The 26,343-nt window shown below is 67.4% G+C and carries 20 protein-coding genes, 1 pseudogene and 1 riboswitch; of the genes and pseudogenes, 15 read left to right on the top strand and 6 right to left on the bottom strand.

Going from position 1 to position 26,343, the window contains the following annotated elements; translation table 11 throughout:
• Positions 1–86: 86 nt before the first annotated feature.
• The 3 genes from F0U60_RS07120 to F0U60_RS07110 all read left to right on the top strand — a co-directional run bounded on the left by F0U60_RS07120 (position 87) and on the right by F0U60_RS07110 (position 2,840).
• On the top strand, positions 87–899 hold the full coding sequence (locus F0U60_RS07120; protein WP_395815724.1) for a hypothetical protein: 813 nt from the start codon (positions 87–89) through the stop codon (positions 897–899).
• A gap of 139 nt (positions 900–1,038) precedes the next feature.
• Positions 1,039–1,755: a hypothetical protein gene (locus tag F0U60_RS07115; protein ID WP_395815722.1), complete on the top strand. Its 717-nt coding sequence runs from the start codon at positions 1,039–1,041 to the stop codon at positions 1,753–1,755.
• Positions 1,756–2,375: 620 nt separating this feature from the next.
• A complete protein-coding gene (locus F0U60_RS07110) occupies positions 2,376–2,840 on the top strand; it encodes a DUF6968 family protein (RefSeq protein ID WP_395815720.1) in 465 nt (154 codons plus the stop codon).
• An 81-nt stretch (positions 2,841–2,921) separates the two neighbouring features.
• On the opposite strand, the gene F0U60_RS07105 is transcribed toward F0U60_RS07110, so the two are convergent.
• Positions 2,922–4,733, bottom strand: a complete 1,812-nt coding sequence (locus F0U60_RS07105; RefSeq protein WP_395815718.1) for a WGR domain-containing protein — start codon at positions 4,731–4,733, stop codon at positions 2,922–2,924.
• A 192-nt stretch (positions 4,734–4,925) separates the two neighbouring features.
• Between F0U60_RS07105 and F0U60_RS07100 the strand changes: the two genes are divergently transcribed.
• Positions 4,926–5,519, top strand: a complete 594-nt coding sequence (locus F0U60_RS07100; RefSeq protein ID WP_395815716.1) for a biotin transporter BioY — start codon at positions 4,926–4,928, stop codon at positions 5,517–5,519.
• Between the two features lie 54 nt (positions 5,520–5,573).
• Here F0U60_RS07100 and F0U60_RS07095 read toward each other — a convergent pair whose 3' ends face one another.
• Positions 5,574–6,446, bottom strand: coding sequence for a DUF6597 domain-containing transcriptional factor (locus F0U60_RS07095; protein WP_395815714.1), 873 nt, complete (start codon positions 6,444–6,446; stop codon positions 5,574–5,576).
• Positions 6,447–6,479: 33 nt separating this feature from the next.
• On the opposite strand from F0U60_RS07095, the gene F0U60_RS07090 reads away from it, so the two are divergent.
• Positions 6,480–6,881: a DUF3224 domain-containing protein gene (locus tag F0U60_RS07090; RefSeq protein WP_395815712.1), complete on the top strand. Its 402-nt coding sequence runs from the start codon at positions 6,480–6,482 to the stop codon at positions 6,879–6,881.
• 136 nt (positions 6,882–7,017) lie between these two features.
• Positions 7,018–7,770 (top strand): 2OG-Fe(II) oxygenase, encoded by a 753-nt coding sequence (locus F0U60_RS07085; RefSeq protein ID WP_395815710.1) that lies wholly within the window; start codon positions 7,018–7,020, stop codon positions 7,768–7,770.
• Between the two features lie 58 nt (positions 7,771–7,828).
• Here F0U60_RS07085 and F0U60_RS07080 read toward each other — a convergent pair whose 3' ends face one another.
• The 3 genes from F0U60_RS07080 to F0U60_RS07070 all read right to left on the bottom strand — a co-directional run bounded on the left by F0U60_RS07080 (position 7,829) and on the right by F0U60_RS07070 (position 10,093).
• Positions 7,829–9,214, bottom strand: a complete 1,386-nt coding sequence (locus F0U60_RS07080) for a tripartite tricarboxylate transporter permease (protein WP_395815708.1) — start codon at positions 9,212–9,214, stop codon at positions 7,829–7,831.
• Between the two features lie 2 nt (positions 9,215–9,216).
• The gene (locus F0U60_RS07075; protein WP_395815706.1) at positions 9,217–9,732 is read right to left on the bottom strand and encodes a hypothetical protein; all 516 of its coding nucleotides are present in this window, start codon (positions 9,730–9,732) and stop codon (positions 9,217–9,219) included.
• A 160-nt stretch (positions 9,733–9,892) separates the two neighbouring features.
• Complete coding sequence (locus F0U60_RS07070; RefSeq protein WP_395815704.1) at positions 9,893–10,093, bottom strand: hypothetical protein; 201 nt, start codon at positions 10,091–10,093, stop codon at positions 9,893–9,895.
• 193 nt (positions 10,094–10,286) lie between these two features.
• On the opposite strand from F0U60_RS07070, the gene F0U60_RS07065 reads away from it, so the two are divergent.
• From F0U60_RS07065 to F0U60_RS07055, 3 genes and pseudogenes are all read left to right on the top strand, one after another.
• Positions 10,287–15,563, top strand: coding sequence for an AAA family ATPase (locus F0U60_RS07065; RefSeq protein WP_395815702.1), 5,277 nt, complete (start codon positions 10,287–10,289; stop codon positions 15,561–15,563).
• Positions 15,564–15,840: 277 nt separating this feature from the next.
• Entirely contained in the window at positions 15,841–17,058 is a 1,218-nt protein-coding gene (locus F0U60_RS07060; RefSeq protein ID WP_395815700.1) for a vanadium-dependent haloperoxidase, read from the top strand.
• A 62-nt stretch (positions 17,059–17,120) separates the two neighbouring features.
• A pseudogene (locus F0U60_RS07055) lies at positions 17,121–17,252 on the top strand (IS5/IS1182 family transposase); the annotation flags it as partial.
• Between the two features lie 79 nt (positions 17,253–17,331).
• Here F0U60_RS07055 and F0U60_RS07050 read toward each other — a convergent pair.
• Positions 17,332–17,676: a winged helix-turn-helix transcriptional regulator gene (locus F0U60_RS07050; RefSeq protein ID WP_395815698.1), complete on the bottom strand. Its 345-nt coding sequence runs from the start codon at positions 17,674–17,676 to the stop codon at positions 17,332–17,334.
• Between the two features lie 173 nt (positions 17,677–17,849).
• On the opposite strand from F0U60_RS07050, the gene F0U60_RS07045 reads away from it, so the two are divergent.
• The 6 genes from F0U60_RS07045 to F0U60_RS07020 all read left to right on the top strand — a co-directional run bounded on the left by F0U60_RS07045 (position 17,850) and on the right by F0U60_RS07020 (position 26,242).
• A complete protein-coding gene (locus F0U60_RS07045; protein WP_395815696.1) occupies positions 17,850–18,653 on the top strand; it encodes an SDR family oxidoreductase in 804 nt (267 codons plus the stop codon).
• 490 nt (positions 18,654–19,143) lie between these two features.
• Complete coding sequence (locus F0U60_RS07040) at positions 19,144–19,401, top strand: hypothetical protein (protein ID WP_395815694.1); 258 nt, start codon at positions 19,144–19,146, stop codon at positions 19,399–19,401.
• A 419-nt stretch (positions 19,402–19,820) separates the two neighbouring features.
• Positions 19,821–20,978 (top strand): RICIN domain-containing protein, encoded by a 1,158-nt coding sequence (locus F0U60_RS07035; RefSeq protein WP_395815692.1) that lies wholly within the window; start codon positions 19,821–19,823, stop codon positions 20,976–20,978.
• Positions 20,979–21,059: 81 nt separating this feature from the next.
• Positions 21,060–21,181, top strand: a riboswitch (SAM-I-IV-variant riboswitch).
• A gap of 323 nt (positions 21,182–21,504) precedes the next feature.
• The gene (gene thrA, locus F0U60_RS07030) at positions 21,505–24,006 is read left to right on the top strand and encodes a bifunctional aspartate kinase/homoserine dehydrogenase I (RefSeq protein WP_395815690.1); all 2,502 of its coding nucleotides are present in this window, start codon (positions 21,505–21,507) and stop codon (positions 24,004–24,006) included.
• 39 nt (positions 24,007–24,045) lie between these two features.
• Positions 24,046–25,173, top strand: a complete 1,128-nt coding sequence (locus F0U60_RS07025) for a trans-sulfuration enzyme family protein (protein ID WP_395815688.1) — start codon at positions 24,046–24,048, stop codon at positions 25,171–25,173.
• Positions 25,085–26,242, top strand: coding sequence for a trans-sulfuration enzyme family protein (locus F0U60_RS07020; protein ID WP_395815686.1), 1,158 nt, complete (start codon positions 25,085–25,087; stop codon positions 26,240–26,242). The genes F0U60_RS07025 and F0U60_RS07020 overlap by 89 nt, the downstream gene beginning before the upstream one ends.
• Positions 26,243–26,343: the final 101 nt, after the last annotated feature.

Raw genomic sequence — 26,343 nt, 5'->3', positions numbered from 1 at the left:
CTGAGGTCGATGCGTGGGGTCTAGCATGTGGACTGGGCTACGAACTGGGACCAGCGGTGTAGAAGAGGGAGGAGAGGAGGCACAGCATGGCAGGTGAGAAGCGCGAGAAGAGCGGAAGGCTGGGTCCTTATCGGCTCGGCAGGAGGCACGAGAGCAAGGACCCAGAGATGAAGGGCCTGGGACGGCTCTACGAGGCGCACAACGTGCTCACGGACGAGCCTGCGCTGGTACTGGTGCCGGGGCCGGTCGAGGGCGGGGAGCCTGAGGCAGACTGGAAGGTGCGCGTCACGGCCCAGGCTCGGCCGCCCTATGTAGCGCTGGAGGTGGAGCAGGCGCCAGCCACCGGAGGGCTGGGGGCACTGACAGGGCTGTTCGAGGCGCTCGCTCGCGTGATGAAGAGGATGGAGTGGAGCGACGAAGCACGCCGTCACCTGACACAACCGCCGGAGGGATGGCTGAGGCGATGGGCCGCAAGAGCGCGCCGGCTGTTGGAGAACGGGGTGGACTACGGAATCGAGCTGCTCGTCGTGGCCATGGTGCTGCTGCTGATAACGGCGAACGTACGGGCCTACCTCGAGGGCCAGCGGGGCGAGCAGCACGAGGCCGGCGGGTTGGCCGTGCAGGCTGTGGAGGAGAGCCGTGCGCCCACGATGGTGGACATCGGCGACGAGAGCCCAGCGGGCATCGCCTATCCCCTGCCTGCGAAGCCTTTCAGCGACCAAGCGAAGGCGCCGTGCAAGCCCAACCGGTCCGAAGTGGAGCTCAACGGGGGCTGTTGGTTGGCTCTCGAAAAGCGCCCGCCCTGTGGAGAAGATTACGCCGAACACCAAGGCAAGTGCTACGTGCCGATCTCAGCGCGCTCGCGGAAGCCTCGTGAGCCACAGTCCATCCAAGAGTGAAGACATCCACGGACCCCTTGCCCAGTTCCTGCTCCATCCATGCACCATCCACAAGGCCCCGCAGGCGGCAGGCTGTCCGAAGGATCCCGAACTCCGGTAGTGTTGTTGTTGCGTTTCATCGAGCGCTGAGTGGGAGAACATGAAGGACCTGCTCCTGGAAGACCGCTGGACGCCTGTCACATCGGAGCTGGGATTTCTGGAGACCGATGCGGAGCGCGCTGCCCGAGCCTACGCGGCGTGGCAGGGAGGGCTGTTGGCGCCCCGTGGCATCACCGTGGGGGTATCCCCGGTCTCAGGTCCCCTGGAGCAGACCCTTTCCACCTTGCTGCCCCTGAACGATGCGGAGAGGCGGCGGCACCTCTTCATCCCAACGCGCAGTCCCTGGACGGCATACGTCGACAACGGGTGGCAGGGGACCGATGCCGCGAGCGCTATGTCCTACATGGCCGAGGCGCTGGGCTGCCGAGGCATGCGGGTGGTCGCGGTGCCCCACACACTCCGTCAGGACAAGGGTCGCTATGGGGCCGTCATGTTCGAGCTGTACAGCCCACAGCAGACGGACGGGCTCAACTACCTCCGCACCATTCATTCCATGAATGATGGTGGCCGCTGGGTCTTCGGCCAGTCCGGTCAACCCTTCCCCTTCGAGAAGCTGGAGCGGTACCAGGCGCGCAAGGTGAGAGACCGCTTCACCTTCGACATGCTCGAGGAGTACCTGCACCACCTGGGGCTGTCCCCCTTCCAGGAGGACTTCTACCTGCCGCGAGGCGCTCCCGCATGGCTCGTAGAGAAAACGGGGCCCGTAGTCCCCGCTCAAAAGGAGTACACCCTCGCCCAAACTCGTGAGGACTTCTGAGGGGAATGGCCTCAAGGGGCGAGACAGCCAGCACGAGAGCAGCGAGGGCGGCAACCATGGCACGCAGCGAAGAGTCCGCGTGCCAGCACCGCTTGAGAGGGCTCCGAGAGAACGCTCAGAGTCACCCCCCACCATCCATGGGATGGCGCACGGTGTCGGTTACCCACGTCCTGCCGTTTCCCTAGGGTTGCGGCACGCATGACCGGGTATCATCACCGCCGAGAAAACAACGAGGGCCAAGGGGTCACGATGCTTCAGATGCTGGCGTGCCTGTCGTTCGTCGCTTGTCACCCAATCGAGAGCGTCCTCCCTGCGTGGCTCGAGACGACAAAGTCCGCCCCTGCGCACTGCGCACTGTCACTCGCGCGAGCAGAAAACGCAGGATTGCGGTTAGCGGTGCCCAGCAATGTTTGCGCGATGGCAGGATCATCTGGGCCGCGTAAACGGCCGGTGAACAAGAGCCGCTGTCTGGATTCGGCGGCCGCTGGTGGCGTGGTATGGACAGCGTTCTGCACAAGCATCCAGGATGCCAGCATCCGCAAGAGATGTTTCGAGGTTAGCTTGGAGAGCGAGCAGCGGCGGAAGGGATTCTGCAACAACTTCTTCTAGATCTGGACAACATGGCCAGCGAGTCCTTTGCGGATCGGCTTGAACGCAGCAAGAAGGCTTCCGGACCCATCATTGCCGAGAGGGTGTTCGAACTCAGCGGACGGCCACGGGCTGTTCGCGTGCGGTTCAGAAAGCCTCGACAGGATCCGAAGACCGGCAATCACTGGTGCACATTCGAGGTATCCGGGCTGGAAGAAACGACGGGTTTCAAAGTGTGGGGCATCGACTCTCTCCAGGCACTCCAACTCGCGATGCGCGCAGCAGGCGAACTTCTGCGGGAAAAGGGCCACGGCATGACGTGGTGTGGAGATCAGGACCTCGGATTCCCCAGGACGTATCCCTCCTTCCTGTCCGCATCGGCCCATTCACGAATTGAGCGGCTGATCGACCGGGAACTCGCCAAAGAGGAGCGGGTATCGAGAAAGAAGCGCTCCAGTGTGCCCCGAAAAGATGTCAAACACTTCGTCAAGCGTTGAGGTCGACATCAACCCACAGCCGAGCGCCGACACGAGCGGCAGAACGAAGAGCAGCTCGTCGAGCCTGGGGAATGTGCTCTCTCAGGAGGAATGGGCCGCGAAGACGGTCCGCAGGCCGGCGATGAGCGCGTTGTCGGGGTAGGGCTTGCCCAGCGTGTCCAGCGAATCGAGCAACGCGCCAAAGAGCGCGCCCACGTGATGGCCGTACGTGCCGTCCCAGTTGAGGTGTTTGGCGAGGTGTTCGCTCTGCTTCTTGAACTCCGCCAGCGCCGCGTCGTACGGCGCCGCCGTGGGAATGTTGATGCGGAGGAGCACTCCCAGCAGCGCGATGACCTCCGTGAAGTCGTAGCGCCGCGCCTTGAAGTCGTAGAAGTCCTCGAGACGAATCCCGTCGGTGTTGAACCAGAAGCGGATGTGGTCAACGGCCCACTGAGCGCTGTCCTCCACGGTCACGCTCATCTGCGCGTGGAGCTCTGGGTCCGCCTGCGTCACGAGTGATTTCTGGACGGTGAGCTTTCGCAGAGTGCTGCTGTCGAAGCGCCGCTTCGGCAGCGTGCGCAGCAACGTCTGGTGGACGGACAACTCCTCGAGCTTCGGCAGACGCGTGAGCACCTCGGGGAAGTCCCACATCATCTCGACCTTCTGCCAGCCACCAAAAGAGGCCCGAACATAGGAGTACGGGTTGTTGGTGAGGTTCACCGTTCGCAGCTCGACGCACCGGGCGAGTGACTCCGGGAGCCGCCAGATGCAGTTGGCCTCGAGGTCCAGGAAGCGGAGCTTCGTCAGCGCGCCGATGGACTCGGGCAGCGTCTGCAGACCGTTGCCTCGGAGGCGGAGCTCTCGAAGCTCCGTGAGGAGTCCGAGCTCCTCGGGCAGCGTCCGGAGCTTGTTGTGCGTGAGGTCGAGCTTCTCGAGGCGCCGAAAGCGGAAGAGCTCTTCCGGCAACGAGGTGAGGTCCTTACCTGCCAGCGAAAGGCTCTTCACCTTGTCGGGGTCCTCGAGCTTCTTGGCAACGAGCTTCCGGAATGCGCCCCGGACGCTGGTGAATTCGGGCCGAGAGATGGGCTTGCCGGCGGCCAGGAGCTCCCGCGCCTTGTGGAGGTTGACACGATCGTCTTTCACCACCGCCGGGACAAACACGCCCTTGGCCTCATAGGGGTCCTGCCTGTCTTCGACGCCACCCGAGACAGCGAAGACCTTCGCGCCCCATCCGAGGTACCGGTGCGCGTCGAGCTGGCCCTCCGCCGTGATGGTGTGCTCGGTGGCAATGGTGCGGGCCACGAGCTCGCCGCCGGCCGCGAAGCAGCCATGGTTGTAGACGCCGACCATGTCCCCGGTCGTGACGTTCCCGTTGACCCTGACCTGTGCGCCACCGGTCGCGATGCCCTGAGCGATGAGGTGGCCATGAACCTGCAGGAACGGCCCGTAGTCGTCCTCGAAATTGAGGAGGCAGCCCTCGATGGTCAGGTTGCCGCGCACGATGAGCCCGGCGAAGGGCGGCTCGTTCTCATCGGCCAGGGCGAGGATGCCGCGGCGGTAGTCGAGCCAGAGGTTATGGGGCACGACGACGTCCCCGGTGAGCACCAGGACGCGATCGTTCTCGTTCTCGGAGTTGCCAGCGGCCTTCACCTCGTCCTTCACCTGCGACCAGGTGAAGGTCTCGAAGGCGAGCTCGCTGGCGTAATAGCCCTTGGCGACCTTGGCAGCGACGGTCTTCCGCGCGAAGGACGCCGCAGCCTCCTCCGAGGGGAAGGCCTTGGACTCGCGCTTGCCCGCCGTGCCCACCACCCCGTGATGCAGGTCGAGGCTCGCGCCGCGCTGCTCATATGACCAGAATTTCAGAGCCGCCCCCTCCAGGCCCTGGAGCCGCAGCTGGAGGCGATGGGGGATCATCGGAAGTCGTGGTGCTCGCATGGGCCCGAGGAACTACTGTGAAGCGATGACGCCGCGCAATGAAACGGTCGCCGAGCGCCACCTCGTGCAGGTGCGTCTTGCATCGGAGCGCCTCCTCGCTGAGCATCGCTCCGTGTCTCCGCCCCCCTCCACGTCGTCCCGCTGCTCGCACTCCTCTCGGGTGGGACGGCCTTGAGCGCGGGCACCGGCTCGCCACCGCCTCGCGTCCTGGCCGACGTCTTCGCCCGCACGCGCATCCATGATGGGGCGCTCGTGCTCGGCGCCGCGCTGTTCACCGCGTTGCTCGCGCAGGTCGCCATCGCGGTGCCGGGCTCCCCGGTGCCCATCACGGGACAGACGCTCGCGGTCGTCCTCACGGCCGCCGCGCTCGGGCCCGTGCGGGGCATGGCCGGGCAGTTCGCCTACGTCCTACTCGGGGCAGTGGGGCTGCCGTTCTACTCCAAGGGGGCCAGCGGCTGGGCACAGGTGTTCGGGCCGACTGGTGGCTACCTGGTGGGCTTCATCCCCGCGGCCTTCCTCGTGGGTCTCGCGGCTCGGCACGGCTTCGACAGGCAGCCGTGGAAGGCCGTCCTGCTCTTCCTGACTGGCCAGCTCATCATCCTGGCCATTGGCGTGTCCTGGCTCTGCGTGGCGGCCTCACTCGAACTCTCCACGGCCCTCCACAAGGGCTTCCTGCCCTTCCTCCCCGGTGGGCTGCTCAAGGCCGTCATCGCCGGCCTGTGGATGCCCCTCGCCTGGAGGCTCGTACGGCTTCGCGAGCCATGAAGGCGCGCCTGCCCCGGTGAATCACCGCGATGCTTGGGAGTGATGTCCGAGCGCTCAGGAGCCTTTCGTGCGCTCGAGGCGGACCCTGTCCGCGTAGGCCGCGGGCGACTCGCCGACGAACTGCTTGAACACCCGGCAGAAGTGGGCCTGGTCGGTGAAGCCGAGCTCGAGGGCCAGCTCGGCGAAGCCCGGCGTGCCGGAACGCGAGAGGGCGCCCGTCGCGAGGCGCTCGAGGGCCTCGTGCATCCGGTAGCGCTGAATCACCCACTTGGGGCTGACGCCGACCTTGGCCCGGAAGAGCCGCTGGAGGGCGAGCACCGTGAACCCGGCCCACCGCGCGGCGGTCTCCACCGCCGTGACCTCCCGATTGCCGGCGATATGCTCGACGATGCGCCGCGCCTCGTCCGCCGCCGGGTCGGGCGTCATCTCGAGGCTGCTCAGCGCCGCCGAGAGCCTCTCCACCGCCTCCTCCTCGCCCAGCGCGTCGAGACCCCGTAGCGCGCGCCCCACCTTCGCGCCGAGGAGGCGGGAGGCGGGCACCTCCCGGTCAGTCAGGGTGTGGAGCGGCTCGCGGGTGAAGGCGCAGAGGCCCGCCGGGCGGAACTTCGCGGCGACCACCCGGCCGGAGCCGCTCAACCGCCGCACGAAGCGCCCGCGCGTCACTCCCAGCAGCTCGCTCCGCGTGCCCTCGACCGTCCAGTGCACGACCGGGTGCGGGAGCGTGGCCTGCTCCAGCGTCTGCCCGGCGGGGAGCGACCAGCGCACCACCCAGAAGTGCTCGACGTAGGGCGCCAGCTCCGCGGGCGGCTCGAGGCGCAGGAGGCGCACCGGCTCACCGTTGGCCTGGCCCTGGCCGGGGCCGTGCACGATGCCTCGGGGGCGTTCGGTCTTGTGGCGCAGCGGGGCCATGCGGACGTGTTTGTACAATACGGCATCCGCCGATTCAGCCATGAGGAGGGCATGGAAACGACGAGGGAAGTGAAGGCGGTGTTCTCCGTCTCCGGCTGGGACGAGCAGCCCTACGCCGAGGCGGACGGGGTGAAGCTCGCGAAGGCGCGGTACACGAAGCGCTACCGGGGTGACCTCGAGGGCACATCGGTTACCGAATCGCTGATGGTGTACCGCACGGACGGCAGCGCCACCTTCGTGGAGCTGGAGCGGTTCGAGGGGAGCGTGCTCGGCAAGAGCGGCAGCTTCGTCATCCACTCCGACGGGGAGTACCGCGCGGGCTTCGCGGATAGCCGGGGGCACATCGTCCCGGGCACGGGGACCGGCGAGCTGCGGACCCTCACCGGGGAGACGCCCTATCGGGTCGGACACGCGCCGGAGCATCCGGTGGTATTCCGTCTCGCCTTCGGGTGAAAGGCGCTCCCCACAATGTCGTGCGGCATTGCTCGCCCCCGAACCGTGGGGAGCTTGAGGTCGTCGCAACTTCCGGGTCGCTCTCGTGGGACGGATGCGGCATCTCCCACGGTAGGAACTCGAAAGGGAGCGCCTCATGGTTTCCGGAGCAAGCACCGCCGCCGTTCGCCGCCGCAGGGCCCCTGGCCTCCCGGAGCGTGTGGCGGCGCTCGACTGGGAGCGCATCGCCACGGACCTGGACACGCACGGCTGTGCCACCGTGGGCGGGCTGCTCTCACCGGCGGAGTGTCTGGAATTGGCGGAGTGCTATCCGTCGGACGCGCTGTTCCGCAGCCGGGTGGTCATGGCGCGGCACGGCTTTGGACGTGGGGAGTACAAGTACTTCGCCTGGCCGCTGCCAGATGTCGTCTCGCAGCTCCGGACGACGCTGTACCCACCGTTGGTGGGCATCGCGAACCGCTGGAACGAGGCGATGGGCCTCGACGTGCGCTACCCGGACGCGCACGCGGCGTTCCTCGAGCGCTGCCACGAGGCTGGGCAGACACGGCCGACGCCGCTGCTCCTGCGCTACGGCGAGGGGGACTACAACTGCCTCCACCAGGACCTGTATGGGGAGCACGTCTTCCCGCTGCAGGTCGCCTTCCTCCTGTCGGTGCCGGGGGCGGACTTCACGGGTGGCGAGTTCGTGCTCACGGAGCAGCGGCCCCGCATGCAGTCCCGCGCGGAGGTGGTGCCGCTGGGGCAAGGTGACGGCGTCATCTTCCCGGTGCACCACCGGCCGGTGAAGGGAACGCGTGGGTACTACCGCGTCAACATGAGGCATGGGGTGAGCCGGCTACGCTCCGGTCAGCGCCACACGGTGGGCATCATCTTCCACGACGCTCGATGAGGTGCTGGGCCGCTCCGTGCAGGCCGAGCGGGCCCGGAGTGGGGCCTCGCCGCAAGCCTCACGAGAACAGCTTGAGCAACGCGGGTACGGTGAGCACCGCGGTGTAGTAGCCCATGAACTGCACGCCCGTGTTGAATCCGAGGGTGCGCGACAACAACCCGCCGAGCAGTCCCATCGCCAGGATCACCAGCAATCCCAGGAGCTGGCCTTCCCAGACGCTGATGACGATGATCAGGCCGACAAAGGTGGCGATGATGGCCTCGTGGCTCACCTTGCGCGAGACGAACAGCGCCGCCCGCCGAGCATGGTTCATGGCGAACGGGTAGGACACCAGTGCCGCCAGCACCACGGACAGCATGCCGTAACCCAGAAACTCCCAGTGACTGAGCAGGTCGTGCAGGTTGTGCGTCTGCCCGGTGGCGGTATCCACCGTGAACCGCGGAGGCGCGTTGAACAGCGGCGCCGCCGGGCCAGCCGCCACCGGACTCAAGGGCAGCCCGAAGGCGATCAGCGGAATCAGCACTTCGGCGATGTAGGTGGCCTCGGTCACTCCGTTGCGCGCGGCCAGCACGGTGGTCAGACGGTGATACGCATGCTTGATGCGTGAGCCCACGGCCTCGCCCATCACCACCGTCATCGCCACCGGGCTGAACACGAACGTGGCGCTCGACACCGCCGCGGCGGCGAACGTCCAGCGGGTCTGGGTGGCATCGAGCACCTTGAACGGGTTGGGAAAATAACCCGACCAGCTCTTGACGTCCGGAGCCAGCGAGAACGTCCGGACGCGGTCGCGTCGCATGCGCGGACCCTCGATCGGGGAGAGCACCAAGAACAGGTCGGCCACCAGCGGGCCGATGGCGATTCCGAGGAAGTAGCTCACACTGAGCTTGACGCCGCGGCTGGCCGTGAACGCCTGCAACGCCACGATGACGAGGACGAAGGGCACCAGCGTGACCACGGACGCCCAACGGCCGCCAGACAGGTAGGCGATCAGCACCGCAGCTGTCAGGAAGATCCACGGCGCCGACTTCGAGATGATGTCCCCGAAGGGCGCGAGCAGGACGGCGAACAACACCGCCAGCGGCACCGCCAGGAAGGCGGCGAGGAGCCCTCCGGACACCATCTTGCGCAGCGCGATGTGCGGCACGCCGAGATTGCGCAGGATGTTGGCGTCCTGCAGCAGTGGAATGGCGGTGGTGTCGCCGGGAATGCCGAGCAGCGCGGTGGGGACCGCATGCGTCATGTGTTTGGCGACCGCTCCGGCGAGGAAGAAGGTGAAGACGCCCGCGGGCGGCACGCCCAGCAGCGCGACCAGCAGGGTCGGCGGAGCAAGCGTCGTCGTCTCGTCGGTCCCGGAGATCAATCCAATGGCGGTGAACACCACCGCACCGAGCAGCCCCATGCCCGCGGCGACCAGGAGCTGGTTCAGGAGGTCCGCTTGCACTCTCACTCCTCCGTCGTCGGAAGTGCGACCTGGGGCATCCCCGGCTCCTTGGCTCGTACCGCCGGGGCGGTCCCGGAAGAGGCTACGGCGGCGTCAGGCACGGTCGGCTGGAAGTTCGCGAACAATTCGTAGAGGTGCAGCGCCTTCATCTCACTCACCACCGAGGGCGGCAGCTCGTCGACCGCTCCGAGTCCGCCGGACTGCGCAGCAAGCTCGTTCAGCACCTCCTGGCGCCACGACGGATCGGCCGCTCCGTCCTCCACCACCTCGCGCTTGGGAGGGAACAGTGCGCCGCAGATGACGCCGGACAGAACGCAGCCGACCAGACCCGCCAGCATCGCGTAGGCACGTGCGAGCGCGGCACTGCCGACCCGGTCCGCCAGGAGATGGCTGGCCAGAAGGAAGCAGGCCAGGCTGACGACGAGTCCGATGGCGATGGACCACGCCAGGTGCCGCAGATCGACCGTATCGCCCCAGACCTCGGCCAGGTGGCCGTGTCGCGGGTCGTGTTTCTTCATTTGTCTGTCTCCGCTCAGTCCCGCCACGCCCAGGGTGCGGTGGTAAGTCTACTTGCTCCGCGGTTCCTCGGGCAGCCCGGGGCTGACCGAACGGTGTGCCAGGCCGGTGCAGAGGCCGCGCAGCCCCCTTGGGGTACACGCCTGTCCGGGCCGCCCTCTATTAGGGCGCGGCAGGGGCCTGGGCCTGTTGGCTCTGGCGACTCGAGGTATCAGGGTAGTTGATGCCCATGAGCCACTCGAAGTCCTCGTAGCGGGTGTCTTCGATGGTGGCGCCCAGGGAGATGCCGGCGTTGTTGATGACGATGTGGATGGCACCCAGGTCCCGTGCCACCTCATCAGCCCAGGTTGGAAAGCGTCGCATGAACGTTTCGTGTGCAAGTTATTGCCGCCAAGGTGCGGCACCACCTGGAGCGCATGAGTTGGTGCACTCCCCGTGAATTCCCCTTGGGGCACGCGTCGGCCATGGCCGCCCTGTCCAGCAAGGATTCCTCAGGGGGGTTGGGCCCGCTGGCGGTTGCAGCCCGGCCGCGCCTGAAACGGTACACTTCGCCTGGATGCTGAATATTCCTGGCTATACCCTGCTCGGAGTGCTCAAGACCACGGGTACGAGCCTGCTGTTCCGGGCGATACGTGCTGCCGATGGCCTGAGGCTCATTCTCAAGACGCCGCTGGTTTCAGCCCCTGGTCCCCGTGAGCGCGAGAACTACCTCCGCGAGTTCGGCATCCTGCAGCGGCTCCAGGACGTGCGCGGCGTCATCCGGGCCCATGCATGTGAGCAGCTCCAGGGCCGGCCGGTGCTCCTCCTGGAGGACGTAGACGGCACGCCCCTGTCCGAGTCCACCGGCGAGCCGCTCGAGGTGACCCAGGCCGTGGACCTCGCCATCGCCGTAGCCTCGACGGTCGCGGAGCTGCATCGCCGCGGCATCGTCCACAAGGATCTCAAGCCCTCCAACATCCTCCTCACGCCCTCGGGGGAGACGCGCCTCATCGACTTCGGCACCGCCAGCCTCCAGCTCGTCGAGCACGTGGACGTGACGCAAGCCCCCCTGGTCGAAGGCACACTGGCCTATATGTCCCCGGAGCAGACCGGGCGGATGAATCGCTCGGTGGACTACCGCACCGACCTCTACTCCCTGGGGATCACACTCTACGAGCTGCTGGCGGGCCAGCGCCCCTTTCACGGCCGCGACGCGCTCGAGTGGTTCCACGCCCACATAGCGCAGGCCCCGCTGCCCCTGACGGCACGGGTGAAGAATCTGCCGCCCGTCCTGTCCGCCATCGTGATGAAGCTCCTGGCCAAGGTCGCCGAGGAGCGCTACCAGAGCGCCGAGGGCCTGAAGGCCGATCTCGAGCGATGCCGGGAGAGCCTGAGCCGGGGTGTGAGCGAGGACTTCGTGCCAGGCCGGCACGACTACCCCAGCCGCTTCCAACTCCCCCAGCGACTCTATGGGCGCGACAGCCACTCCAAGGTCCTGCTCCAGGCCTTCGAGCGCGTCGCCGAGCGCGGTCGCCCGGAGCTCGTCCTGGTCAGTGGCTACTCGGGGATCGGCAAGTCCTCGGTGGTCAACGAGCTGCACAAGCCCGTGGTGCGGCAGCGGTCCTTCCTGCTCAGCGGCAAGTTCGACCAGTTCCAGCAGGACATCCCCTACGCCACCGTGGCGAGGGCCATTCAGGGGCTGGCGCGGCAGCTGCTCGGAGGCACCGATGAGGAGCTGGCGCGGTGGCGTCGGGACCTGAGCGACGCCTGGGAGGGTCAGGGCCAGGTCCTGGTGGACATCGCCCCGCAGCTCGAGCTCGTCACGGGCAGACAACCGCCCGTCCAGGAGCTGCCGCCCTCCCAGGCCCAACAGCGCTTCCATCGGGTGCTCTGCCGGTTCTTTGGCGTCTTCGCCACGCCTGGGCACCCGCTGGTGTTCTTCATGGATGATCTCCAGTGGGCCGATCTGGCCAGCTTCCAGCTGCTCCAGCATCTCCTGACCCACCCGGAGACACCGCCGCTCCTGCTGATCGCCGCCTATCGCGACAACGAGGTCCATTCCACCCACCCGCTGACGCAGACGCTGGAGCAGCTGCGCCAGGCGGGTGCGCGGATGGCCCACGTCCAGCTCGAGCCGCTGAGCATCGAGGATGTCCGGCAGCTCGTCACGGACACGCTCCCCGGCGCGAGCGCGGAGCTCGTCGGGCCGCTGGCGGCGCTGGCCCGTGAGAAGACCGGAGGCAACCCCTTCTTCCTCCTGCAGTTCCTGCAGACGCTCCACCAGGACGGGCTGCTGGTGCGCACGCCCGAGGGCACCTGGCGCTGGGACGCGCAGGGCGCCCAGGCGAAGGGCTACTCCGACAACGTCGTCGACTTCATGGTGGCCAGGCTGCGCCAGTTCCCCTCACGAACGCAGCACCTGCTGCGGCTGGCGGCATGCGTGGGAAATACCTTCTCGCTGCGGACCTTGCTCCTCATCTCGGGAGTGGAGGAGCCGGGCGAGGTGGAGCAGGGCCTCGAGCTGGCGCTCCAGGAGGGGGTGCTGGCCACCACCGGCCCGGAGCAGTACCGCTTCCTCCACGACCGCATCCACCAGGCGGCCCACGCCCTCATCCCCGAGGACCAGCGAAAGGCCGTCCACCTGCGCGTGGGCCGTCTGCTGCTGGCGAGCCTGTCGCCGGAGGAGGTGCGCAAGAACCTCTTCGAGGTGGTGGGGCAGCTCAATACCGGCGCGGAGCTGATCACCGAGCCCGAGGAGCGCCTGCGCGTCGCACGCCTGAACGCCGAGGCTGGCGCGAGGGCCAGGGCGTCGACCGCATACCGCTCGGCCATCACCTATCTGGCGATGGGCTTCCGGCTCCTCCCCGGAGATCCCTGGGCGGTGGATCACGCGCTGGCCTTCAAGCTCCGGCTGGATCACGCGAGCTGCGAGTTCATGAGCGGCAACGCCGCCCAGGCGCGCCGCATGGTGGAGGAGCTCCGAAGCCGGACGCGCACTCCGGCGGAGATGGCCGCGCTCTACCGGCTGAAGTGCGACCTCCACGTTGCCGCCGGCGAGAACCAGGTGGCCGTCGCCAGCCTCCTGGAGGGCCTGTCGATGATGGGAATGCCGCTCTCCCCGCGGCCCTCCTGGGAGGAAGTGGTGGCCGCTCACGAGGAGGTGGGGGCGCTGTTGGGGGAGAGGTCCATCTCCAGCCTCGTCGAGCTGCCCCGCCTGAGCGATCCCGTCAAGGAGGCGGTGATGAGCCTCCTGGTGGCACTGTACTCGCCGACGCTCAACACGGACCCTCACCTGCACCTGCTCCACCTGTGCAAGCTGGTCTGTCTCAGCATCCGGCATGGCAACACGCCGGCCTCCGTCCACGGGTACTCCTCGTATGGGATGGTGCTGGGGCTTGCCTTCAAGCGTTACCGGGAGAGCCTGGCCTTTGGCCAGCTCGCCTGCGCGCTCGCCGAGCGCTACGACGGGGTCGCGCTCCGGGCAAGGGCGTTCTTCGGCATGGGGATGATCAGCCACTGGCTCCAGCCCCTCTCCGAGTCCCTGGGCTTCCTGCGCGGGGCCTTCCAGTACGCGCTCCAGGCCAGTGAGTTCCAGGTCGCCGGCTTCTGCTGCACGCACATCGTCTCGCAGCGGCTCACCCTGGGGCACTCCCTGGAGGAGGTTTATCAGGAGTCGATCGCGCGGATGGACTTCGTGCGGATGAGCGGCTTCGTGGACGTGCGGGACGTCGTCCACATCTACCAACGTTTCACTCAGCAGCTCCGGGGGCGCACCGTCTCGTTCCAGTCGCTGAACGGAGATGACTTCACCGAGGAGGCCTTCGAAGCCAGGCTGACGCCGGAGCGCACGAGCCTCGCCCGGTGCGTGTACTGGCTCCTCAAGATGCAGTCGCGCTTCATGGGCGGGGCGTACGACGAGGCGCGGGAGGCGGCGGACAAGGCCGCCCAACTGAGCTGGTCGTTGCTGGGCCGCATCCAGCTCCTGCAGTTCCACTTCTTCCATGCCCTGACCCTGGCCGCCTGCTACGGAAAGATGGCGCCGGAGTCGAGGGGCGCCACCCTCGAGGTCATCCGTGGGCACCATGCGCGGCTCTCGGAGTGGACGGGCCATTGCCCCGAGAACTTCCGCGCGCTCGAGCGCATGGTGTCCGCGGAGCTGGCCCGCCTCCAGGGTCATGACCTCGAGGCCCTCCGCGCCTACGAAGAGGCCATCCAGGCTGCCCGCGAGCAGGGACGCATCCATGACCTGGCCCTGGCCAGCGAGCTGGCGGCCCGCTTCTGGACCGAGCGCGCAGTGCCCACCATCGCCGAGGCCTACGCTCGCAAGGCCCGGGAGGCCTACCTGTGTTGGGGCGCCTTGGGCAAGGTCCAGCACCTGGATGCCCAATGGCCGCCCCCGCCCGCCCTCTCGCCCGAGGAGGCGACCACCACGGACACGAACTCCGCGCACATCGACGCGCTCACCGTGGTGAAGGCCCAGCAAGCCATCTCCGGGGAGATCGTCCTGGACAGGTTGGGGGACACGCTGCTGCGGGTGGCCATCGAGAACGCCGGCGCCCAGCGGGGCGCCCTGCTGCTCCCGCAGGGTGACACTCTCTCGGTGGTGGCCCTCGTGGACTCCTCACTGGAGGAGTCCGCCGACCCGCGGGACGAGCGCCTGCCGTGGACCCTCATCTCCTACGTCCGGCGCACACGGGAGCACGTGCTCATCGGCGATGCCTCCCAGCCCCACCCGTTCTCCTCCGATGCGTGGCTCCAGCGCGGCGGGGCCCGCTCGGTGCTGTGCCTTCCCCTGGTGCGCCAGGAGGAGTTCCGGGGGGTGCTCTACCTGGAGAACAGCCTGGCCAGCAATGCCTTCACTCCCGTGCGCACCTCCCTGCTCGGACACCTCGCCTCCCAGGCCACCATCTCCATCGAGAACGCGCGGCTGTACACCGAGCTCCAGCGTGCCGAGGCCGCCCTGCGCCGCGCCAACGACGAGTTGGAGAAGCGGGTGGAGGAGCGCACACGGGAGCTCCGGCACGCCCAGGCCCAGCTGGTGGACACGGCGCGCGCGGCGGGTATGGCCGAGGTGGCCACCAACGTGCTCCACAACGTGGGCAACGTCCTCACCAGCGCCGTCATCAACGTCCAGGTCCTGACCCAGACGGTGAGCGCCTCGCGCATGCGGCGGGTGAAGCAGGTCTCCTCGATGTTCGAACAGCACCAGGGAGCCCTGGCCGACTTCCTCACGCGAGATCCCCGCGGTGCCCATCTGCCGGGTTACCTCTCCATTCTCGCCGACGAGCTGCTCCACGAGCACGCGGCGCTGCAGGAGGGCCTGGAGGCGATGAACAAGCACATCGACCACGTGCGGGCCATCGTCCAGGTGCAGCAGACCTACGCCCGCAGCACGCTCGTCACCGAGGAGTGCGATCTGTCGAGCCTCGTCAAGGACGCATTGAGCATCCAGCTGCCCGCGCTCAAGCGCCATGGCGTCAACATCGTCCAGGAACTGTCCACATTACCCGCGGTGCGGGTGGACAAGCACAAGGTGTTGCAGGTCCTGATCAACCTCATCAGCAACGCCAGGAACGCGATGGCCTCGGTCCCCACCAATCAGCGCAACCTGCACGTGCGGCTCGACGCGCTGGACGACATGGCGCGCATCCAGGTGGTGGACAGCGGCATGGGCATCGCACCGGAGTTGCGCGCGCGGCTCTTCACCCAGGGGTTCACCACCCGCGAGGGGGGACATGGCCTGGGCCTGCACTCGAGCTCACTGGCGGCGCGGATGCTGGGCGGGCAGCTCACGCTGGAAAGCGAAGGGCCGGGGAAGGGGGCCACGGCCACACTGAAGTTGCCGCTGACGTAGCGGTGTGACGCGGTCCCCGGCGAGTTGGCGCCCTCCGGGCAACACTGCCATCATGGCGCGGGAGCAGCGGAGGCTGGCGAGGGCTCCTGTTCGGGGCCTCCTCACCGGCCTCGCGCGCGGAGGTTCGCCGCGCTGGCTGTCTCATGAACACATGACTCTGGGAGGAACGCCGATGACGCACGTCGTGGCTGCAAGGGGAAGAGTTTGGGAGCAAAGGCCTCGGGGGAAACCTCGTCACCGCCAGGGAGCCCTGGCGGCGGTGCTTCTCGTGGGGCTCATGGTCGCCGCACCAGGCTCGGCCCATGCCAACGTGGTCGCCGAATGGAACCACCTGATGTTGAGGCTCGAGCCTACGCCGCGGTTCACGCCACACACGCGCGGCGCGGCCCTGATGCACGTCGCGATGCATAACGCGCTCAACTCCATCCCCGGCTCGCGGCGATACACCACCTATCTGCCCCCCGTGCCCGCCTCCGCCGGTGCGTCCCCCGAGGCCGCGGCCTCCGCCGCCGCGCGTTGGGCCCTGCGCCGCTATACCCAGACGGTCCACCCCGAGAACACCGAGCTGCTCGGGCAAATCGAGACGCTCTACACCACCTCCCTCGCGTCCATTCCGGACGGTCCCGCCAAGACGGAGGGCATCCGCGTCGGCGAGGCGGCGGCGGAGCAACTCTGGACGGTGCGCGCCAATGATGGCTGGAACAACCCGGACAATCTCCAGTACACCTTTCCCGCTCCCGCGCCCGGTGTCTGGCGGCCCGTGCCGCCCTGGCCGTCCAACAACCTCCCGCCCTTCTTCTGGTGGAACCGGGTGACGCCCTGGACGCTGACCCAGGCCTCGCAGTTCATGTCGCCCCCTCCTCTGGACATCACCAGCGAGCGGTTCCAGAGGGACGTCGCGGAGACCCGGGCTTATGGTGACATCCAGAGCACGGTTCGCACCGCGGACCAGTCCCTCGCCGCGCATTGGTGGGGCACGTGTGTGGAGAGCAACTTCGGCTCGCCCGGCCTGATCGCCCAGCAGCTCGTCCTGGATCATGGCACCGGGTTGTACGAGAGCGCTCGCATCTTCGCGCTCCTCGCGCTCGTGCAGGCCGACGCGATCATCTCCAACATCGAGAACAAGAACAGGTGGAACTTCTGGCGCCCCATCACCGTGATTCGTGAGAACGGCGATGTGAGCTGGACGCCCTTCCTCACCACCCCTCCGAACCAGGAGTATCCGGCGGGCCATCCCATGGTCAGCGGCGGCGGGGTGTACGTGCTCGCGAAGTTCTTCCCTGGCCGGCTGAAGCAGCCCTTGCGTGTCACGAGCGCGTCCTGCAGCACCCGGACGTTCCTCCACGTCTCGGATGCCGTCGATGAGGTGGTGAGCGCGCGGGTCTGGGGCGGCATGCACTTCCGCCACTCGGGAGAGGTGGGCGCGGGCCTCGGCAAGAAGATCGCCCACTGGGCGTACAAGCACTACCTGCTCCCGCTCGACGAGCCCCACTAGCTCGGCCAGCACTACCTGTCGGGGCTCACCGAACTGACCCTGCTATGCGGCAGGGTCACCGTATTGGCGAGCACACCTTCGGTTGGCTCAACCGGAACAGACGTCTGACCAAGGACGACGAGCGCAAGGAGGAGTCCTCCGAAGCCTTCATCCACCTGGGCATGATAAAGCTTATGCTTCGCCGTATTGCCTGACCGCCCCTGTTCAACAGCCTCTGACACCTTCCCGGGCTCTTGCGCCCTCAGTCGTGTGTGCTCTGGGTTGGACACCTCTTCACGTTTCAGGTGGTTCACCCACGGGTTCGGATGAAGGCCTGAGCGCTGCCCATTTCAGCAGAGCGTCGAGCGCCGGGCACAGCGCCTGTCCCCAGTCCGTCAGGCGATATTCCACCTTGGGGGGCACCTGCGGGTGGACGATGCGCTGCACGACCCCGTCAACCTCCAGCTGACGAAGTTGCTGAGCCAGCATTTTCTGCGTGACGCCCGGGATGGCTCGCTCCAGTTCCGAGAACCGCTTCACCTGGCCGCCGAAGAGATGAAAGAGGATCACCAGTTTCCACCGGCCTTCCAGGATCTTGAGCGCCGCTTCGACACCATCCGCCGCCGAGGCAGGTGTCATGTCCGAGGACTTACTTTTTTGTAAGGGTCTTACTTCTTCGTGCGTTCTTGTCATTTCGAAACCGTAGTTTCATCTTGTCATCCATGCAACGTACTGGTGCATCCGGGGCCGCTGACGGCCAAGGGCACCAGGACGTACGCTGCCTATCAGCAACTCAACCAGGAACCGAGACGATGAATCCATCAACCCACACCCCATCCGATGCACATGAATTCAAGGGCAAGCGCGTACTGGTCACCGGTGGAACCAAGGGAATGGGCGAAGCGATCGTGAAGCGCTTGAGTCGTGCCGGAGCGACCGTCATCACCACCGCGAGATCCATTCCCGCCGATTGGCAGACGCCTGAATTGCTCATCCAGGCGGATCTCAGCACCCCTCAAGGCACGGACACCGTCATCAAGGAGGTACTCGAGCGCTTCGGGGGGGTAGACATCCTGGTCAATAACGTGGGGGGCTCATCCGCTCCGGGTGGGGGCTTTCTGGCCCTTGGCGATCACGACTGGCAGCAGGCCCTCAACAGCAACCTGCTCGCCGCCGTACGGCTGGACAGGGGACTGCTGCCGCGGATGCTGGAGCAGGGCGCTGGAGTCGTCATTCATATTTCATCCATCCAGCGACGCCTGCCCCTCTTCGAAGCCACATTGGCCTATGCGGCGGCGAAGGCCGCGCTGACCACCTATAGCAAGGGATTGTCGAAGGAAGTCGGTCCGAAGGGCGTGCGGGTCAACACGGTTGCTCCTGGGTTCATCGAAACCACGGCCGCGCATGCGTTGATTCTCCGGCTCGCCAGCCAAGCTGGTATCGACGAACAAGCTGCACGACAACGATTGATGGCTTCACTCGGCGGCATTCCTATCGGTCGCCCAGGGCGTCCTGAGGAGGTCGCTGAACTGGTGACATTCCTGGTGTCCGACCGGGCCGCGTCGATCAACGGAAGCGAGTACGTCATCGACGGAGGAACCGTTCCAACCGTCTGACCTCCGTGTAGTGCTTCCCGTCGGGGCCCCCCGCTGCCCGGTCTGTTGCCTGGCCGGCACCGGATAGGTCCGCGCACTCTCACGCACCACGCCACCCTGGACGCGGACGGTCCCCCGCTGGCGCGCGAACGTGTCCCAGCCCGTGAGGCGGAAAAGCCGGAAGCCGTTCTCCAGCGAGGAGTAGAAGAGGACCTCGCTGCCATTGGGGTCCTCCCACACCACGCCCGGCGCCAAGTCCGTGTTCGTCGTGTAGAATGCGGAGCGCACTGCCCGCGCCTACGCGGCGTGGCAGGGAGGGCTGTTGGCGCCCCGTGGCATCGCCGTGGGCGTATCCCCGGTCTCAGGCCCCCTGGAGCAGACCCTTTCCACCTTGCTGCCCCTGAACGATGTGGAGAGGCGGCGGCATCTCTTCATCCCAACGCGCAGTCCCTGGACGGCATACGTCGACAACGGATGGCAGGGGACCGATGCCGCGAGCGCTATGTCCTACATGGCCGAAACGCTGGGTTGCCGGGGCATGCGTGTGGTCGCGGTGCCCCACACACTCCGACAGGACAAGGGTCGTTATGGGACCGTCATATTCGAGCTGTACGGCCCACAGCAGACGGACTGGCTCAACTACCTCCGCACCATCTATGCAATGAATGATGGTGGCCGCTGGGTCTTCGGACAGTCCGGTGAGCCCTTCCCCTTCGAGAAGTTGGAGCAGTATCAGGCGCGCAAGGTGAGAGACCGCTTCACCTTTTGACATGCTCAAGGAATACCTGCACCACCTGGGCAGGATGCCAGCAGCCGCAAGAGATGTTTCGAGGTCAGCTTGGAGAGTGGGCAGCGGCGGAAGGGATTCTGCAACAACTTGGCTCTAACACGCTCGCGCTTTCGATGCCGCATGCGGGATCGTGCACTTTGCTGACGGACGTGTTCGCCTGCGTGCAAAGGAGTCGTTCCGACCAGAACCCCAGACACCAATGGCTGGGTGCCGCACATCAATGCAAGCGATTGGCAGTGGCATTGTGATTTTTCAAGGCACGTCGAATCGAGGAGCAATTTCGCGGAAAAATCGTTTTGACAGAATTTCACGGGCAGTGCACTATCATCCCGCCGCACGGGCGTGTACGCCTGCTCGCGCACCCATAGAAGCTTTCGCATAGCACACGAGGAAGTGTCATGTTCCGGACTCCTGCGCCGCGCTTGACGAGCATCCTGGCCGTTCTGCTTTTCGTGCTGCTTGCCTGCCCGCGACTGGCAGATGCACAGACACGCATCATGCCGCTCGGGGATTCGATTACCGGATCGCCGGGGTGTTGGCGCGCGCTGCTGTGGAACCAACTGCAAAGCACCGGCTTCACGCATATCGATTTCGTCGGCACGCTGCCGCCCCAGGGGTGCGGTGTCGCTTACGACGGCGACAACGAGGGCCATGGTGGATATCTGGCCACCAACGTGGCGGATCAGAATCTTCTCCCCGGCTGGTTGAGCGCGACACGCCCGGACATCGTGCTCATGCATTTCGGCACCAACGATGTCTGGAGCGCGCGAACGCCCAGCCAGATTCTGGCTGCATTCAGCAAGCTCGTGGACCAGATGCGCGCGAGCAATCCAAACATGAAGATTCTGGTGGCGCAGATCCTTCCAGTGGCGCCCGGTAGCTGCGCGGAATGTCCGCGGCGAACCATCGAGTTCAACGCCGCGATTCCCAGCTGGGCGGCGAGCAAGAGCACGACGGCTTCGCCAATCGTCGTCGTGGATCAATGGACCGGTTTCAACCCGGCCACGGATACCTACGATGGCGTGCACCCCAACGACGCGGGCATCGTCAAGATTGCGAACAAGTGGTATTCGCCGCTGACACAGTTCCTGAGCAACCATGGCGGCGATGGCGATGAAATCATCGCTGACGGAACATACCGCGTCACCCCGCGCGCTAGCCCCGGCAAGGCGCTCGATGTGGCGGGGCATGGGACGGCGGACAACACCAATGTGTTGCAGTGGTCCTATGGCGGAGCGAACAATCAGCGCTGGGCGCTGACCCATCTGGGCAACAACGTGTATCGGCTCATCGGTGTGGAAAGCGGCAAGGCCCTGCAGGTCACCAGCACCTCGACGGCCAACGGAACGAATGTCGACATCGGCACCTACACGGGCGCCGCGAACCAGCACTGGACCATCACCGCCACGAGTGGCGGGTTCTATCGCCTTACACCCGTGAGCAGCAGTGGGTCGGCATTGGAGGTGGCAGGCAGCTCCACGGCCGACGGAGCAAATGTTCAGCAGTGGGAGTGGACCGGCGGCACGAATCAACAGTGGTCGTTTCAAACGCCCTGACCACCCTGACCAGGGAAGCGTGTAGAGAGGGGTTCCTTCCAATAAGGGGTTGACAGGCGCCCGCAGTGCGTTTATCTGCTGTCCCAGCATCCAGAGCGGCCTCCGCTTCACGCGGTGGCCCGACAACCTGGAGTCGGACCTCCAAGGTGTCCAAACGATGCGGCTCGAGGAGAAATACCTCCCGGGCAATTCAAGCGTCCGAAGCAGAGGCCACCCCTCCGCTTCGGTGAGAGAGGGCCCCCGTGGTTCCATCCACCCTTGCCGCATCCCTGAACGTCGCCGCTGACCGACTCATGCCGTGCCGTCCCTCGGCCACGAGCATGCGCCAGCTCCGCGCGGGCCACGCTCGAATGCGCCGGCCCGGCGGCGAGCGCTAGTCCGCGTCCGCCAGGGCTCCACTTCCTCCTGATTCCTCTCATGCCGTGGGCGCGCGTGCGCCGCGACGGGCCTTCGTGTGCCCGGAGCGCGGAACGTGTCTGCCTTTGACTGTCTTCCCGGGCCCGCGCGGCCCTCCAGAGGTTCGCAGATGAGCAGCACTCCCTTCCAGGTGATGAAGTTCGGTGGTTCCTCCGTGGGCTCGCCCCCGCGACTCCGTCAGGTCATCGAGCTGATTGGTAGACACGCGAAACAGGGGCCCCTCGCCGTCGTCGTCTCGGCCATGGGCGACACCACGGACTGGCTCATCGAAGCGGCGGGGCTCGCCACCCAGGGAGACCTCGAGGGCTCCCTGGCCGTAGTGGAGCGCATCGCCCACCTCGCGAAGACGAACGCCGCCGCGCTGGAGCCGGCGCGCACCACGGCGCTCGCGGAGCGGGTGGAGTCCCTGCTCGCTCCCCTGCGGCTGCTCCTCCAGGGCATCTCCCTCACCCGCGAGTGCTCGGCGCCCTCGCGCGACAGGGTGCTCTCCTTCGGAGAGCTGGTCTCCGCCACGCTCCTCGCGGAGCTGCTCACGGCCTCGGGCACCGAGGCCACCTTCCGCGACGCGCGGCAGTTGCTGGTGACGGATGACCGCTTCGGCGCGGCCCGGGTGGATGTGGCTCGCACGCGCGAGCGGCTCCAGGCGTCCGTGGCGGGCTGGAGGGCTTCCGTGCCCGTCCTCCCCGGCTTCATCGCCGCGACGCCGGACGGGCGCACCACCACGCTGGGGCGCAATGGCTCCGACTACACCGCGGCGCTGGTGGCCCAGGGCATCGGCGCGACGGAAGTCACGGTGTGGACGGACGTGCTGGGCCTGCACACCGCCGACCCGGACCTCGTGAGCGACGCCTACCCCGTCGCGCACCTCACCCACGGCGAGGGGCTGGAGCTGGCCGCCGTCGGCGTCCGCATGCTGCACCCGCGCACGATGATTCCGCTCATCGAGTCGGGCATCTCCCTGCGCATCCGCAACACGATGCACCCGGACCACCCGGGCACGCTCATCGATGCCATCGGCTCGCGCGACGGCCAGCGGCCCACGTGTATCGCCACCCGTGAGGAGCTCGCGCTGCTCGGCATCGAGGTGCGCAAGCTATCGGACCAGTTCCAGCTCGGCGAGCGCGTGCTGGCCGCGCTGCGCGAGGCGGGCGTCACGGTGTGGCTGTCCACGCAGTCGGCCAATGGCCAGTCGATCGCCGTCGTCGTCCCTCGGCCGGACCTGCTGCGCGCTCGGGGCGCCGTGGAGAACGAGCTGACCCAGGAGCTGGCCAGGCACGAGGTGGAGCCCCTCGCCATCCGCGAGCCGGTGACGCTGCTGACACTGGTGGCCGAGGCCATGGGGCAAGGCGTCAATGTGGCCGGGCGCTTCTTCAGCGCGCTGGGCGCGGTGGGTGTCAACGTGCGTGCGAGCGCCCAGGGTGCCAGCTCGCGCTCCATCTCCTGCGTCGTGGACGCGGCGGACACCGCCATCGCCGTGCGCACCACGCACGCGGCCTTCAACCTGGCGCACCAGCAGGTGAGTCTCTTCCTCCTCGGCCGGGGCACCGTGGGTGGCCAGCTCCTGGCGCAGGTGCGCGCGCAGCAGGCACTGCTCAAGGACAAGCACGGCATCGCCCTGCGAGTCGTGGGCCTCGCCGACAGCCGGCGCGTCCTGTTCGACGCGGCGGGCCTGCCGCTGGAGGGACTGGAGGAGCGGCTGGCGCGCGTGGAGCCGGTGAACCCGGAGACGCGCACGCTGGTGCCGGTGCTGGACGAGCTGCGCCGGCTGCCCGTGCCCATCCTCGTGGACTGCACCGCCGCGAGCGGCATCGAGGCGCTCTACACGGAGGCCTTCCGCCGGGGCATCCACGTGGTGGGGGCCAACAAGAAGCCGCTGGCGCTGCCGTGGGATGACCGGGAGGCGCTGCTCGCCGAGGCCCGGCGCCACCATGTCGCCTACCACTACGAGACGACGGTGGCGTCCAGCCTGCCCGTCATCGACACGCTGGCCAACCTCGTCCGCACGGGCGACACCGTGCGCCTCATCACCGCGTCGCTGTCCGGCAGCGTGGGCTTCATCTGCAACGAGCTGATGGCCGGTGTCCCGCTGTCCGTGTCCGTGCGCACCGCGAAGGAGCGTGGCTTCACGGAGCCGGACCCGCGCGAGGACCTGAGCGGCACGGACGTGGCGCGCAAGGCGCTCATCCTCGCCCGCGAGCTGGGGCTTCCCCTGTCCCTCTCCGACGTGGCGCTGGAGCCCTTCGTCCCCGAGGACCCGCGGCCCGGCGCTTCCGTGGACACGTTCCTCCACGGGCTGAAGGCCCTGGACGCGGCCTACGCGGACCGTGTCACGCGCTGCCGGAGTGCCGGCACGGTGCTGCGCTACCTGGCGCGCATCGATCCGTCGAAGGTGGGCACCGACTCGCCCGTCATCCGCGTGGGCCCCGTCGCCATCGAGGCCGGCCAGCCCGGGGCGGATCTGCGCGGCGCCGAGTCCTTCGTGTCCTTCACCACCACGCGCCACAGCGACTTCCCGCTCGTCGTGCGCGGCGCGGGCGCGGGCGGCGCGGTGACGGCCTCGGGCGTGCTGGCCGACATCCTCCGCATCTCCCAGGCGCTGCGCGGCCGCTGACCTCTTCCCCTGCCCTCACCGACTGAAAGAGCCCCTTCCATGAAACTCGCCACCGCGCTCGTCCACTCGGGCGTGCGCCGGGACCCCACCACCGGCGCGGTCGCCGTCCCCATCTACCAGTCCGCCACCTACCAGCACCCCGCGCTCGGCCAGTCCACCGGCTACGACTACTCGCGCACGAAGAACCCCACCCGCAGCGCGCTCGAGGACGCGCTGGCTCGGCTGGAGGGTGGCAGCCAGGGCCTCGCCTTCAGCTCCGGCATGGCCGCGCTGCACTGCGCGCTCCAGCTCTTCGGGCCGGAGGACCACGTCCTCCTCACCGAGGATCTCTACGGCGGAACGTACCGGCTGGTGGATCGCATCCTCCACGTGCCCTTCACCTTCGTGGACACCACGCGTCCGGAGGCGGTGCGGGCCGCGCTGCGCCCCAACACGAGGGCCATCCTCGTGGAGTCCCCCACCAACCCGCTGATGAAGACGGCGGACCTTCCGGCCCTCGCCGACATCGCGCACGAGGCCGGAGCACTGCTCATCGTCGACAACACCTTCCTCACGCCGTGGCTGCAGCGTCCGCTGGAGCTGGGCGCGGACATCGTGGTGCACAGCGCGACGAAGTACCTCGCCGGGCACAACGACGTGGTGGCGGGCGCCCTGGTGGTGCGTGACGCGGCGCTGGGCGAGCGTCTCGCGTATCTCCAGAATGGCATCGGCGCGATCCTGGGGCCGCAGGACGCGTACCTCGTGATTCGCGGGCTGAAGACGCTGGCCCTGCGCATGGAGAAGCACCAGGCCAACGCGCGCGAGGTCGCCGCGTGGCTGGCCGCGCACCCGCTGGTGGAGCGTGTCTTCTACCCGGGCGTGGGGGGCATGCTGTCCTTCAACGTCACCGAGGCTGCCCTGGTGCCTGGGGTGCTCGCCTCCGTCCAGGTGTGCCTCTTCGCCGAGTCGCTCGGCGGCGTCGAGACGCTCATCACCTACCCAACCACCCAGACCCACGCCGACATCCCCGTCGCGCGCCGGGAGCAACTGGGCATCTCCGACCGACTGCTTCGCCTCTCCGTGGGAATCGAGGACTGTCATGACATCATCGCCGACCTGGCCCAAGCGCTCGAAGGAGCCCGCTGTGCCCACCCGCTTCGCGACGCGCCTGCTGCACACCGGGCATGAAACTGATCCCGCCACCGGCGCGGCGGCGGTGCCCATCTACCAGGTCTCCATGTTCGACCAGCCGGGGCTGGATCAGCCCGGCGAGTTCGACTACGCGCGCTCGGGTAACCCGACGCGCAAGGCGCTGGAGGGCGTGCTCGCCGAGCTGGACGAGGCCCACGCCGCCTTCGCCTTCGGCTCCGGCATGGCCGCCATCTCCACGGTGCTGATGTTGTTCAACGCGGGGGACCACCTCGTCATCACCGACGACTGTTACGGTGGCACCTACCGCGTGCTGACGCGCGTGTTCAGCCGCTTCGGGATCAAGGCCACCTTCGTGGACACGAGTGACCCGGAGGCGGTGCGCGCCGCCATCCGTCCCAATACCAAGGCACTGCTCGTGGAGAGCGTCAGCAACCCGTTCCTCAAGCGCACGGACATCCTCGCGATGTCCATCCTCGCGCGCTCCTGTGGCGCGCTGCTCATCGTCGACAACACGTTCCTGTCGCCGTACGTGTCGCGGCCGCTCACCGAGGGAGCGGACATCGTGGTGCACTCGGCCACGAAGTACCTGGGCGGGCACAGCGACGTGGTCGCGGGGACGGTGGCGGTGAAGACCGCGGCGCTGGCGCAGGATGTGTATTTCCTCCAGAACGCGGTGGGTGCCGTGCTGGGCCCGCAGGACTGCTTCCTGCTCCAGCGAGGCATCAAGACGCTGGGCGTGCGCATGGAGCGCCAGGTGAGGACGGCGGCGGGGCTGGCCCGCTGGCTGGCGGACAGGCCCGAGGTGAAGGAGGTCTTCTACCCGGGGGCGGGGGCGGTGGTGTCCTTCCGGCTGGCACGCGACGAGTGGGCGGCCCCCTTCGTGGAGGCGCTCCAGTTGCCCTTGCTCGGCGTGTCGCTGGGCGCGGTGGAGAGCATCGTCACCGTGCCCGCCCGGCACTCGCATGCATCCGTCCCGGCGCCCGAGCGGCAGCGGCGCGGCATCACCGATGGGCTCATTCGCTACTCGGTAGGGCTGGAGGACCTGGAGGACCTGCAGGAGGACCTCGCGCTCGCCTTGGGACAAGCGGTGCGCGTGGCGGCGTGAGTGTTCCCCCAAGCCCCCCTGTCTGCGGGGGACCGGTTGGACGAACGACCCGGCTCAGCCGCCGAGCAGCCGGGCGCTCTCACCCTCCCCCCGGTTACCGT

Source organism: Archangium minus, from assembly GCF_044360475.1.
Classification (GTDB): domain Bacteria; phylum Myxococcota; class Myxococcia; order Myxococcales; family Myxococcaceae; genus Archangium; species Archangium minus.
The sequence above is the reverse complement of the archived record's forward strand: the minus strand, read 5'-3'. Positions and strand labels throughout refer to the sequence as shown.